At 46.0% G+C, this 12,527-nt stretch carries 11 protein-coding genes and 5 tRNA genes; 15 read left to right on the top strand and 1 reads right to left on the bottom strand.

Features of this window, described 5'->3' with window-relative positions; translation table 11 throughout:
* Nucleotides 1-3: 3 nt before the first annotated feature.
* Nucleotides 4-894: a cysteine synthase CysM gene (gene cysM, locus AACU59_RS08825; RefSeq protein WP_047688250.1), complete on the bottom strand. Its 891-nt coding sequence runs from the start codon at nt 892-894 to the stop codon at nt 4-6.
* A gap of 213 nt (nt 895-1,107) precedes the next feature.
* Here cysM and cysP point away from each other — a divergent pair, with 213 nt between their 5' ends.
* The 15 genes from cysP to AACU59_RS08750 all read left to right on the top strand — a co-directional run bounded on the left by cysP (nt 1,108) and on the right by AACU59_RS08750 (nt 12,519).
* Entirely contained in the window at nt 1,108-2,109 is a 1,002-nt protein-coding gene (cysP, locus tag AACU59_RS08820; protein ID WP_010320449.1) for a thiosulfate ABC transporter substrate-binding protein CysP, read from the top strand.
* Nucleotides 2,110-2,175: 66 nt separating this feature from the next.
* Nucleotides 2,176-3,033: a sulfate/thiosulfate ABC transporter permease CysT gene (cysT, locus tag AACU59_RS08815; RefSeq protein WP_017046719.1), complete on the top strand. Its 858-nt coding sequence runs from the start codon at nt 2,176-2,178 to the stop codon at nt 3,031-3,033.
* 10 nt (nt 3,034-3,043) lie between these two features.
* Nucleotides 3,044-3,907 (top strand): sulfate ABC transporter permease subunit CysW, encoded by an 864-nt coding sequence (cysW, locus tag AACU59_RS08810; protein ID WP_088728610.1) that lies wholly within the window; start codon nt 3,044-3,046, stop codon nt 3,905-3,907.
* Nucleotides 3,904-5,031, top strand: a complete 1,128-nt coding sequence (locus AACU59_RS08805; RefSeq protein WP_094123534.1) for a sulfate/molybdate ABC transporter ATP-binding protein — start codon at nt 3,904-3,906, stop codon at nt 5,029-5,031. Before cysW ends, AACU59_RS08805 begins: the two co-directional genes overlap by 4 nt.
* 113 nt (nt 5,032-5,144) lie before the next feature.
* Nucleotides 5,145-5,636 carry a nicotinamide-nucleotide amidase gene (gene pncC / locus AACU59_RS08800; protein WP_088720873.1) on the top strand — a complete coding sequence of 164 codons (492 nt, stop codon included), beginning with the start codon at nt 5,145-5,147 and terminating at the stop codon, nt 5,634-5,636.
* 133 nt (nt 5,637-5,769) lie between these two features.
* Entirely contained in the window at nt 5,770-6,816 is a 1,047-nt protein-coding gene (recA, locus tag AACU59_RS08795; RefSeq protein WP_010320444.1) for a recombinase RecA, read from the top strand.
* Nucleotides 6,817-6,851: 35 nt separating this feature from the next.
* Complete coding sequence (gene recX / locus AACU59_RS08790; RefSeq protein WP_094145179.1) at nt 6,852-7,355, top strand: recombination regulator RecX; 504 nt, start codon at nt 6,852-6,854, stop codon at nt 7,353-7,355.
* A 121-nt stretch (nt 7,356-7,476) separates the two neighbouring features.
* Complete coding sequence (alaS, locus tag AACU59_RS08785; protein WP_094145178.1) at nt 7,477-10,059, top strand: alanine--tRNA ligase; 2,583 nt, start codon at nt 7,477-7,479, stop codon at nt 10,057-10,059.
* A 205-nt stretch (nt 10,060-10,264) separates the two neighbouring features.
* Entirely contained in the window at nt 10,265-11,452 is a 1,188-nt protein-coding gene (locus tag AACU59_RS08780; protein ID WP_094145177.1) for an aspartate kinase, read from the top strand.
* 92 nt (nt 11,453-11,544) lie between these two features.
* Nucleotides 11,545-11,742 carry a carbon storage regulator CsrA gene (csrA, locus tag AACU59_RS08775; RefSeq protein WP_010320440.1) on the top strand — a complete coding sequence of 66 codons (198 nt, stop codon included), beginning with the start codon at nt 11,545-11,547 and terminating at the stop codon, nt 11,740-11,742.
* A gap of 186 nt (nt 11,743-11,928) precedes the next feature.
* Nucleotides 11,929-12,021, top strand: a tRNA-Ser gene (locus AACU59_RS08770).
* 41 nt (nt 12,022-12,062) lie between these two features.
* Nucleotides 12,063-12,139: transfer RNA gene (locus AACU59_RS08765), tRNA-Arg, on the top strand.
* Nucleotides 12,140-12,170: 31 nt separating this feature from the next.
* A tRNA-Ser gene (locus AACU59_RS08760) sits at nt 12,171-12,263 on the top strand.
* Nucleotides 12,264-12,329: 66 nt separating this feature from the next.
* Nucleotides 12,330-12,406: transfer RNA gene (locus AACU59_RS08755), tRNA-Arg, on the top strand.
* 36 nt (nt 12,407-12,442) lie between these two features.
* Nucleotides 12,443-12,519: transfer RNA gene (locus AACU59_RS08750), tRNA-Arg, on the top strand.
* Nucleotides 12,520-12,527 lie beyond the last annotated feature (8 nt).

The following is a 12,527-nucleotide window of genomic DNA, read 5'->3' as shown; positions in this document are numbered from 1 at the left end:
GATCTAAGAAAAAAGACCGGATGAGAGATAACGATCGCCTCGATCGCAAATGATGGCGACAACCACCGCTCCGGGATTTTGTTGCGCGATTTGTAACGCAGCGAAAACGGCGCCTCCGGAGCTGACGCCAGCGCAAATGCCTTCTTGAGTTGCCAAAGCACGAGCCGTATTGATGGCATCTTGCTCTTCGATATCGAGTACCACATCAACACGTGATGATTCAAAAATGCCGGGTAAATAAGCTTGAGGCCAGCGGCGAATGCCCGGAATTGCACTGCCTTCTGCTGGTTGTAAACCGACAATGCTTATCTCTGGATTTTGCGTTTTTAGATAGCGAGAAGTGCCCATGATGGTGCCCGTTGTGCCCATACTTGAGACAAAGTGGGTGATTTCCCCGTGGCTTTGTTGCCAAATTTCTGGGCCAGTAGAATCAAAATGAGCTTGCGGGTTGTCGGGGTTATTGAATTGATCGAGCACTTTTCCTTTGCCTTCACTTTGCATTTTTAATGCTAAATCGCGCGCTCCTTCCATGCCTTGCTCTTTGCTGACTAAAATGAGCTCACAACCATACGCTTTCATCGCGTCTTTACGCTCTTGGGTGGCATTATCCGGCATGATTAAAATCATTTTGTAGCCTTTGATGGCGGCCGCCATTGCCAGCGCAATACCCGTGTTGCCGCTGGTCGCTTCAATGATGGTATCGCCCGGTTGGATCTCTTGGCGACGCTCTGCTTGCACTATCATATTGAGTGCTGGGCGATCTTTGACTGAACCTGCTGGGTTATTGCCTTCTAGCTTGACCAATACGGTGCTTGAGGTGTGAGCCGCCAGTCGCTGCAAGCGAACTAAAGGCGTTTGCCCGACATATGCTTCAATCGTTGGAAAGTCCGCCATCATGTTGTCCTTAATTTTTTTAGTCGGAAGAGTAAGATGACGTATCCACCTTACCGAACACTACTATAAAGTCGTGCTGGTAATTGGCATACAATTTATTGCTAGAGTTTATTCCAAAAAGTTCTAGTTATCCTCTTTGTTATAATTCATTTTCCTCATACTCTAATTGCCAAGGACGCCATTTTGGCCGTAGTGATTAGGGAGTAGCAATATATGAAGTTCATCAAGTCAGCCTTAGCCAGCTTATTAGCCGTAGGATCGTTGAATGTCTCGGCCGCGGATCAAACCATTCTCAACTCATCGTACGACATCGCTCGCGAGCTGTTTGCTTCTTATAACCCAGTGTTTGAAAAACACTGGCAACAAAAGACAGGCCAAACAGTGGAGATCAAACAGTCGCACGGTGGGTCATCTGCGCAAGCTCGCTCAATTTTGCAGGGGTTAGCCGCCGATGTAGTGACATTCAATCAGGTAACGGATGTTCAGGTGCTGCACGATCGCGGCAAGCTTATCGATGCTAATTGGCAAGAAAAATTGCCCAATGCAAGCTCACCTTACTACTCCACGACCGCATTTTTAGTGCGCAAGGGAAATCCAAAAAATATTCAAGATTGGGGCGATCTCGCCAAAGCTGATGTGGCTTCTGTATTCCCCAATCCTAAAACCTCAGGTAATGCACGTTATACCTATTTGGCCGCGGTCGGTTATGCACAAAAGACTTTTGGCAAAGAGAACCAAGCCGAGCAGGATCAATTCCTCAAACAATTTTTAGCTAATGTAGCGGTATTTGATACTGGCGGTCGTGGTGCGACTACTTCGTTTGTTGAACGTGGCATTGGCGATGTGCTGATTACGTTTGAATCTGAAGTGAACAATATTCGTCAGCAGTATGGCGTGGATGAATATCAAGTTGTGGTGCCTAAGACTTCTATCTTGGCCGAGTTTCCCGTGGCCGTGGTGGAAAAAAATGCCAAGCGTAAAGGCACGCTTGAGGTAGCCAACGAATATCTCGCTTATCTGTACAGTGAAGAAGCGCAACGTTTGCTGGCTGGGTTTAATTACCGCGTTCATGATGAAAAAGTGAACGCAGAATTTGCTGATCGCTTCCCTGAAGTTGAATTGCTAACAGTTGAGAGCATTGCTGGCGGGTGGGAAAATGCCATGAAACTTCATTTTGCCAATGGCGCGAAGCTTGACCAACTTCAACGTCGTTAATTCGTCATCGCCACCTGCGCTGAGTGTGGGTGGTTTTCTTACGCATCTGTTTTGTTTCGAGGGTTTATGAGCCATTCCTTCACTGCTTCTTTATCTCGCCCACGCCATAAAAGGGTGCTACCCGGATTTGGTATTAGTCTCGGTACTTCGCTGTTTTTTGTCAGCTTAGTGCTGCTATTGCCCGCCAGTGGTTTGATTATGCAGACGAGCCAAATGTCGCTCACCGAGTATTGGCAGGTGGTGGCGGACCCTCGTGTACTGGCCAGTTACAAAGTAACGGTGGGCGCGGCACTCATCGCCTCATTGTTTAATGGCTTGCTAGGATTATTGCTCGCTTGGGTGCTGGTTCGTTATGATTTTTATGGCAAACGTATTCTTGATGCTTTAGTCGATTTACCGTTTGCTTTGCCTACCGCCGTTGCAGGCATCACGTTGGCGACGCTTTACTCATCCAATGGCTGGGTGGGCAGCGTACTTGGCGAGCTTGGAATTAAAGTGGCTTATACCCCCTTGGGGATTGTTGTCGCGATGGCGTTTACCAGTATTCCGTTTGTGGTGCGCACGGTACAACCTGTCTTAGAAGAGATATCCAAAGAAGAGGAAGAAGCGGGAATGACGTTAGGCGCTTCAGACAGCGCCGTATTTTGGAAAGTGATCATGCCTTCGATTCGTCCAGCACTATTGGTTGGTATTGCACTCTCATTTACGCGTAGCTTGGGCGAGTTTGGTGCAGTGATTTTTATTGCGGGCAATATGCCTTACGTCAGTGAAATTACCTCATTAATGATTTTTGTACGCTTACAAGAATTTGATTTTCCGGCGGCGAGTGCCATTGCCTCGGTAGTATTGATGGCATCGTTATCGCTGCTACTACTGATCAATCTATGGCAGGGCGCATACCTGCGTCGAATTCATGGACGTTAAGGAACCGATGATGAAAGCACATCAACCGTTACGAGTCGGTGAAGCACTTTGGGTGAAGTGGAGTTTGATTGGCTTTGCGCTGTTTTGGGTTGCATTGCTGCTGATTATCCCGCTAGTGAGCATTTTCAAACAAGCCTTTGCTAGTGGTTTATCGACTTATATTAGTCATTTAATTGAACCTGATACGCGTCATGCCATTGGTTTAACTTTGCTAGTTGCGCTACTCACGGTGCCAATTAACTTAGTGTTCGGCGTGTTATTAGCTTGGGCAGTGACTCGTTTTGAATTTCCGGGTAGAAAAATATTAACCACTTTAATTGATATTCCGTTTGCCGTATCACCGGTTGTTGCAGGCCTTCTGTATTTACTGCTTTACGGCAGCAGTGGTTGGTTGGGCGAGTGGTTGTTTGAGCGCGATCTGCAAGTGATGTTTGCTTGGCCGGGAATTTTATTGGTCACGGTCTTTGTGACTTGCCCGTTTGTTGCTCGTGAGCTGATCCCGCTGATGCAGCAGCAAGGCCGCTCGGATGAAGAAGCCGCGGTTATTTTGGGTGCATCTTGGTGGCAACTGTTTCGTCGCGTCACCTTACCGAATATTAAATGGGCACTGATTTACGGTGTCATCCTAACCAATGCGCGTGCCATTGGTGAATTTGGCGCAGTAGCGGTTGTGTCTGGCAATATTCGTGGTGAAACCAATACCTTACCGCTACATGTGCAGCTACTGTATGAAGATTATCAATCGGAAGCGGCGTTTGCTAGCGCCTCACTATTGGCTTTCATTGCATTATTAACCTTAGTTTTTAAAGCTTATGTTGAATGGCGTCAACACAACAATCAGACAAAAACGAACAGAGAGCAAGAGACGGTATGAGTATACGTTTAGACAACATTTCCAAACAATTTGGTCAATTTCAAGCGCTCTCTCCGCTCTCGTTACAGATTGATGATGGCGAGATGATTGGCTTACTTGGTCCTTCCGGCTCAGGCAAAACCACTTTGTTGCGCATTATTGCCGGCCTTGAAGGAGCCGATAGCGGAACCATTCATTTTAGAGATCGCGATGTGACTCATGTCCACGTCCGCGAGCGCCGAGTTGGCTTTGTGTTTCAAAACTACGCACTTTTTCGTCATATGACGGTGGCCGACAATGTCGCGTTTGGTTTACAAGTGATGGATCGCCGTCATAGACCAGCGGCGGCGGAGATCACCAAAAGAGTCAAACAGCTATTGGATATTGTGCAACTTGACCATTTAGCTGAGCGCTATCCTGAACAACTTTCCGGCGGGCAAAAGCAGCGCATCGCCTTGGCTCGCGCTCTTGCAACAAAGCCAGAAGTGCTACTGCTGGATGAGCCTTTTGGCGCACTGGATGCCAAAGTGCGTAAAGAATTGCGCCGCTGGTTGCGCAGCTTGCACGAAGAGCTCGGTTTTACGAGCGTATTTGTCACCCACGATCAAGATGAAGCACTTGAACTCTCTGATCGCGTGGTCGTAATGAGCAATGGCCGCATCGAACAGATCGACTCGCCAGTGCAGCTTTATGCTCAACCGAACAGTCGCTTCGTCTTTGACTTTTTTGGCAATGTGAATGTCTTCCAAGCCAACTGGAATAACGAGCAGTGGGTCAACGGCCAATCGTTTATCTTACCGCCGAAAGATCACGCGATTAATCAATCAGGAAAGTTGTATGTGCGCAGCCATGAGTTGAGCCTATCGAACAAACAAAATAGTCAAGCTTCATTGCCTTTTGAAGTGGTCTCTGTTAACCCTGTCGGCGCTGAAGTGCGAGTTGAACTCGCGCCAGTCGGCTGGGAGAGTGAGCAATTATGGGAAGCAAAATTAACCCATAGAGCATTGAGTGAACAACCGCTCACACGAGGCGACAAAACCTTTGCTACACCACAAGTGGGCTACTTTTTTGGTGGGGAGAGCAGTACTCCGCACACCATTCGTTGGCCATTCTTAGACGCAGATAGTTTAATGTTTGAGATCTAAATACAACGGAGAACGATTTAGAATGGGTACGCTTGCGTGCCCATTCTGTTTTCTGGAGATTCAATCTGCTATAAAGGTTCAAGCGAAAATAACGTGGCTTTGGAGAGGGCATAATGAAAGCGATTTTTGCATTAAGTGAACAATTAGGTCAGCAATTGTTGGCACAAAAAGAGATCCTCACCAGTGCTGAATCATGCACTGGCGGTGGTGTGGCATTTGCACTTACCGAGGTTGCAGGAAGTTCGGCTTGGTTTGAACGATCGTTTGTGACCTACAGTAATCTCGCTAAACAAGAGATGCTCGGTGTCAAAGCACAGACACTGGTGGATTTTGGCGCGGTTTCCGAACCCGTGGTGCGCGAAATGGTACAAGGAGCACTTTTGCATTCCCAAGCCACTATTGGTGTAGCGATCAGTGGTATTGCTGGTCCTGACGGCGGTAGCGCAGAAAAACCAGTGGGAAGCGTATGCTTTGCATGGGCTTCTAAACAAGGCTGGGAACGTGCTGAGACGCTTTGTTTTAAAGGCGATCGCGCACAGGTGCGCAAGCAGGCGATTACTCATGCATTACAAGTGGTGAGTCACTTTTTATCGCAGCCAAATTGAACCTAGTCGAAATTTTTTCGACACAGCTATGGACACTGTATGAATCAACAGTATAATTAACCCCAATTGGCGACTAAAGAGTCGATAAAAAATTTAACGAGCCGCTACCCACAGCGACAGTTTGGAGAAAGTAATGGACGAAAATAAGCAGAAGGCGTTAGCCGCAGCACTGGGTCAAATTGAAAAGCAATTTGGTAAAGGTTCGATCATGCGCCTTGGTGACAACCGTACAATGGATGTTGAAACCATTTCTACCGGTTCACTTTCTTTGGATATTGCATTGGGTGCTGGCGGTTTACCAATGGGACGTATCGTTGAAGTCTACGGCCCTGAATCATCAGGAAAAACAACGTTAACGCTGGAATTGATCGCAGCAGCACAACGAGTGGGTAAAACCTGTGCTTTTATCGATGCAGAACATGCCCTTGACCCAATTTATGCTAAAAAACTGGGTGTAAACATCGATGAGCTGTTGGTTTCACAACCTGATACGGGTGAACAAGCGCTTGAAATTTGTGATGCCTTGGCTCGTTCTGGTGCCATTGATGTTATCGTCATTGACTCAGTGGCTGCACTAACACCAAAAGCTGAAATTGAAGGTGAAATGGGCGATAGCCACATGGGCCTCCAAGCACGTATGCTTTCTCAAGCGATGCGTAAGTTAACGGGTAACCTAAAACAGTCCAACTGCATGTGCATCTTCATCAACCAGATCCGTATGAAAATTGGTGTGATGTTTGGTAACCCTGAAACCACAACAGGTGGTAATGCCCTTAAATTCTACGCTTCAGTTCGTTTAGATATTCGTCGTACAGGCTCTATTAAAGAGGGGGACGAAGTCGTGGGTAACGAAACGCGTATTAAAGTGGTTAAGAACAAAATCGCGGCTCCCTTTAAACAAGCGGATACTCAAATTCTTTACGGACAAGGTTTTAACCGTGAAGGTGAATTGGTTGATCTTGGCGTGAAACATAAATTGGTTGAGAAAGCGGGTGCTTGGTATAGCTATAACGGTGATAAAATTGGTCAAGGTAAAGCAAACGCCTGTAAATTCTTGAGAGAGAATCCAGCTGCAGCTATGGCTCTTGATACTAAGTTACGTGAAATGCTGCTCAATCCTGCCGAGTTAATTGTTGAAGAACCTATTTTGAGCGAAATGCCTCAAGAAGAAGAGTTGTAATATTCTCCACGTTTATATTTCAACAAAGCCCTGCAATGCAGGGCTTTGTTTTATCCATGACCAATAGGGACAGTATGTATTCCTCTGAATTCAAATCGACGTTATCGTGCAAAGAGTGCGCATTGCAATTACTGAGCCGACGAGATCATAGCGAGCATGAGCTACAGCAAAAGCTCATGAGTAAAGGGTATGATGCAGAAATTATCGTTCAAACAATGAGTTACTGCCTTGAGAACCATTATTTGGATGAACTGCGCTATGCCGCAAGTCAAATAAGACAACATGTCACTAAAGGCCATGGTGAGCGGCGTATTCGACAAGAGCTGAGCCAAAAAAGAGTCAGTAGCGATGATATTGAAACCGCTTTATATCAAGAGCCTCAAGATTGGTTTGAATTGGCAAAAGCGGTGGCTGAAAAAAAATTCAGAGAACCTGCGGAAAAAGGTTCAAAAGAACATGCCAAACAAGTGCGTTTTTTGCAGTATCGAGGTTTTAGCTTCGAGCAAATTAGCTACGCTTTATCATCATCGGAAGCTTAACTCTTCGTCTGATCCACAATTTATTTCCTGCCATGCCTTTTCTATAAGAAAACTAGTCGAACTCTTGTCCATGCTTTACAATAACGCAAAATTCTAACTTGAGTATTTCAGGAAGAGCTGCATGTTTATGAGCACTGATGAGGTTCGCCGCGCGTTCCTCTCGTTCTTTGAAAGTAAAGGACACCAAATTGTTGATAGTTCATCATTAGTTCCCGCTAATGACCCAACCCTGTTGTTCACAAATGCAGGAATGAACCAATTTAAAGATTGTTTTCTTGGTTTAGAAAAGCGTGCTTATACACGTGCAACAACGGCGCAACGTTGTGTGCGAGCTGGTGGTAAGCATAACGATCTGGAAAACGTTGGTTTTACCGCTCGTCACCATACCTTTTTTGAAATGTTGGGTAACTTCAGCTTTGGTGATTACTTTAAAGAAGACGCTATTGCATACGCGTGGGAGTTTCTTACTGTAACACTCAAGTTGCCCGCTGATCGTCTACTGGTTACCGTGTATGAAACCGATGATGAAGCATTTGATATCTGGAATAAAAAAGTAGGCATTCCGGCTGAGCGCATTATTCGCATTGGCGATAAACCGGGTGGTAAAGCTTATGAGTCAGACAACTTCTGGCAAATGGGTGATACGGGTCCGTGTGGTCCTTGTACTGAAATTTTCTATGATCATGGCGATCATATCTGGGGTGGTCCTCCAGGTTCTGCAGAGGAAGATGGCGATCGTTTCATTGAAATTTGGAACAACGTCTTCATGCAGTTTAACCGTCATGCCGATGGCACGATGGAGCCACTTCCAAAACCTTCCGTTGATACCGGTATGGGTATTGAACGTATTTCTGCGATCATGCAGGGTGTTCACTCAAACTATGAAATTGATGTGTTTCAAGCCTTGATTAAAGCCGCCGCTGATGTAACGGGTTATGACGATCTTTCCAATCAATCGCTACGCGTTGTTGCTGATCACATCCGTTCTTGTGCTTTCTTGATTGTGGATGGTGTGATGCCATCGAATGAAGGCCGTGGCTATGTACTGCGTCGGATTATTCGTCGAGCGGTGCGTCATGGTAATAAACTGGGTGCACAAGGTGCCTTCTTCCACAAACTGGTTGGCCCATTAGCACAAGTGATGGGAACGGCTGGTGAAGAACTGAAAAAGCAGCAAGCGCTTGTAGAAAAAGTGCTGCGCATTGAAGAAGATAACTTCGGTCGCACTCTTGAACGCGGTATGGCGATCCTCAATGATGCACTCGATAATTTAGAGGGTAGCGTACTGGATGGTGAAACTGTCTTTAAACTTTACGATACCTACGGTTTTCCGGCTGATTTAACTAATGATGTTGCCCGTGAACGTGAGCTGACCATTGACGAACAAGGTTTCGAAAAAGCGATGGAAGAGCAGCGTCAACGAGCGCGTGAAGCGGGCCAATTTGGCACTGACTACAATGCAATCATTAAAGTTGATACCAATACCGCTTTCTGTGGCTACAGCGCGACACAAGGCGAGAGCCGCATTGCCGCTATGTTTGTTGACGGCAATGAAGTTGACACTCTATCTGCGGGTGATAAAGCGATTTTGATCTTGGGCGAAACACCTTTCTACGCTGAATCCGGTGGTCAATGTGGTGATGCGGGTGTTATTCAAACGGCCACGGGCTTGTTTAAAGTTGAAGATACACAAAAACTCGGCAACGCCATTGCTCATCACGGTGAACTCATCGAGGGCGTACTCGCAAAAGGCGATGAAGCGAAAGCCATTGTTGATGCTAAGCGCCGCGCTGCAATTTCACTGAACCACTCTGCCACACATTTGTTGCATGCTGCACTTCGCCAAGTATTAGGTTCGCACGTGGCGCAAAAAGGCTCATTGGTAAAAGCGGAAAGCTTGCGTTTTGACTTCTCTCATTTAGAAGCAATGACGCCCGCAGAGCTAAAAGAAGTGGAACGCCTAGTGAACGCGCAAATTCGCCGTAACCACACGATTGAAACCAATATTATGGACATCGAAGCGGCAAAAGCCAAAGGTGCCATGGCGCTGTTTGGTGAAAAGTACGACGATGAAGTTCGTGTATTGTCTATGGGTGATTTCTCAACCGAACTGTGTGGTGGTATTCACGCAAGTAACACCGGTGACATCGGCCTATTCAAAATAGTTTCTGAAGGCGGTATTGCCGCTGGCATTCGTCGTATTGAAGCGGTGACGGGTGAAGGCGCGTTGGATCTATTGGATCAACAGCAGGTTCAATATGAAGTCAAAGTGGCTGAAATGGCGGCTAAAGCGAAATCTTTGGAAAAAGAGTTGCAGCAGTTAAAAGATAAACTTGCAGCGAAAGAAAGTGCCAATCTGATCAGCAATGTAAAAGAAATTGCGGGTGTGAAAGTACTAGTGGCTCAACTTAATGGCGCCGATAACAAAGCGCTGCGTGGTATGGTTGATGAGCTAAAAAATCAGTTAGGCAGTGGCATTATCATGCTGGGTAATGTGGCTGATGATAAAGTGGGTTTGATTGCGGGTGTGACCAAAGATCTTACCGCCAAAGTTAAAGCAGGGGAGCTGGTCAATATGGTTGCCTTGCAAGTAGGTGGTAAAGGTGGTGGCCGTCCGGATATGGCTCAAGCGGGAGGTACGGATGTTAATGCCTTGCCTAGCGCTTTAGCTTCCGTAGATGCTTGGATTGCTGAGCATCTATAAACCGTTGTAATAAGTCACGCTCAATCACTGTTTTTTGATTGGGCGTAATTTTATTTACCAAACCAAGTGGTCTAATTGGCGCAATAGGATACGAGCCAGTTATCTGCTTGGTTTTGTTTTTGTAACTACTGAATCGATACTCAACATAGTGCTCTGCTTTCGATTTGGTCCTAATGAGACTTTGGTCTTGGGAAGGTGAAGATAGGTGAAAAAGCCCCTTATCGTGCAAAAGTTTGGCGGAACCTCGGTGGGTTCAATAGAACGAATCCATACCGTCGCTGAACACATCATTAAGGCGAAGAATGATGGTAATCAAGTTGTTGTAGTTGTTTCTGCAATGTCAGGAGAAACCAATCGACTGTTGGGCTTAGCACAACAAATCGATAGTGTACCAACTGCAAGGGAACTTGATGTTTTGCTCTCTGCTGGTGAGCAAGTGTCTATGGCGCTATTAGCGATGACACTCAATAAATTAGGCTATTCAGCTCGCTCACTAACCGGAGCTCAAGCGAACATTGTGACCGATAATCAACACAATGACGCGACGATTAAAATGATTGATACTCGAACGATTACCGAGTTGCTGGCACAAGATCATATTGTGGTGGTAGCGGGTTTTCAGGGTGTGAATGAGAATGGGGATATCACCACTTTAGGACGTGGAGGTTCTGACACTAGTGCTGTGACGCTAGCGGGAGCTCTTAAAGCCGATGAGTGTCAAATATTCACTGATGTGGATGGCGTTTACACATGTGATCCACGTGTGGTTGCAACAGCTCAAAAATTAGAGATCGTTGATTTCCCGTCAATGGAAGAAATGGCACGTAAAGGCGCTAAAGTTCTGCATTTACCTTGTGTGCAATATGCGTGGGAAAATGAAGTTCCTTTACGCGTATTGTCTACTTTTGATGTAAACGCAGGCAGTCTAATCAAAGGTGAGCAGTGTCATAAAGCAGTATGTGGCATTGCGATTCAACGCGACATGGCGCTTATTACTGTGCAACATGATCATTTCCCGAGTTTAGCCAAGCAGTGCCAAATGCTCGGTGTGGAAGTGTGGAGTGTGATCGAAGAGGCAGAATGGACAGGTGCCATTATAAAACGAGACGCTTGTGCTAAATTAGCCCTGGTTTTCAATGACAAAATCCGTAATAGTGAACCCGTTAGTTTATTGACCACGGTAGGTTTACTAGCTCAGGAATTAGTTGAACGCTCATGTGAATTACTTGCAGAACAAGGGATTGAAGTGAGTTCCCTTTCGGTTGATAAACAATCGTTAATGCTAGTTATGCAGCCACAACATGTTGATAAGGCAGCCAATATTTTACATGAGGCCTATATAACGTCAGATGAGCTATTAGCTTTTCACCTAAAACATGTCTCTTTAGGGTGAGAGCGCACTAATAGATAGTTTACGAAAATATAACTTTTAGTGGATAATAGCGCAGTTGCAATATAATACAGAGATTACTCAAGGAGCAAAGAATGCTAATTTTGACTCGCCGCGTTGGCGAAACACTAATGATCGGTGATGAAGTGACAGTAACAGTTCTTGGTGTAAAAGGTAACCAAGTGCGTATCGGTGTGAATGCACCGAAAGAGGTTTCTGTCCACCGTGAAGAAATCTACATGCGCATTCAAGCTGAAAAAGGTAATGGTAGTGTTGCACCTAGCAACTACTAATTATCACAAGGAAGGCTAGCGAATTTTGCTGGCCTTTTTTATGCTTTGAAGTCACTGATATGACAGAAAAGTTTAATTTCACAGCGCTTTGATTAAATAGCCAACGATTGATTTGATTTTTGTCGCTTTTACCAAGAAAGTGTTTGACATATTTTTGGTAAAAAGTAATATGTGCCTCCGCAAGACGGTGAGGTGGCCGAGAGGCCGAAGGCGCTCCCCTGCTAAGGGAGTATACGGTTTATAGCCGTATCGAGGGTTCGAATCCCTCCCTCACCGCCATTCTTGCTTATTTGGTTTAGCATCCAAATAAAGAACAATGTGCGTCCTTAGCTCAGCTGGATAGAGTACCTGGCTACGAACCAGGCGGTCGGAGGTTCGAATCCTCCAGGACGCGCCATATTCTTTCGTAAGATTGAATGTGAAAATGCGGTGAGGTGGCCGAGAGGCCGAAGGCGCTCCCCTGCTAAGGGAGTATACGGTTTATAGCCGTATCGAGGGTTCGAATCCCTCCCTCACCGCCATTTATTGACCATGAGTCAATTTTTTTGTTCAGAAATAAAATTTTTGTGATGTAATTCACATCTTGCGCGCTCATAGCTCAGCTGGATAGAGTACCTGGCTACGAACCAGGCGGTCGGAGGTTCGAATCCTCCTGAGCGCGCCACTTATTTAAAGTTAGTGATACTGTCATTAACTCTGCGCGTCCTTAGCTCAGCTGGATAGAGTACCTGGCTACGAACCAGGCGGTCGGAGGTTCGAATCCTCCAGGACGCGCCACTTATTCA

Source organism: Vibrio sp. V23_P3S9T160 (assembly GCF_963886625.1).
Classification (GTDB): Bacteria; Pseudomonadota; Gammaproteobacteria; order Enterobacterales; family Vibrionaceae; genus Vibrio; species Vibrio anguillarum.
The sequence above is the reverse complement of the archived record's forward strand: the minus strand, read 5'-3'. Positions and strand labels throughout refer to the sequence as shown.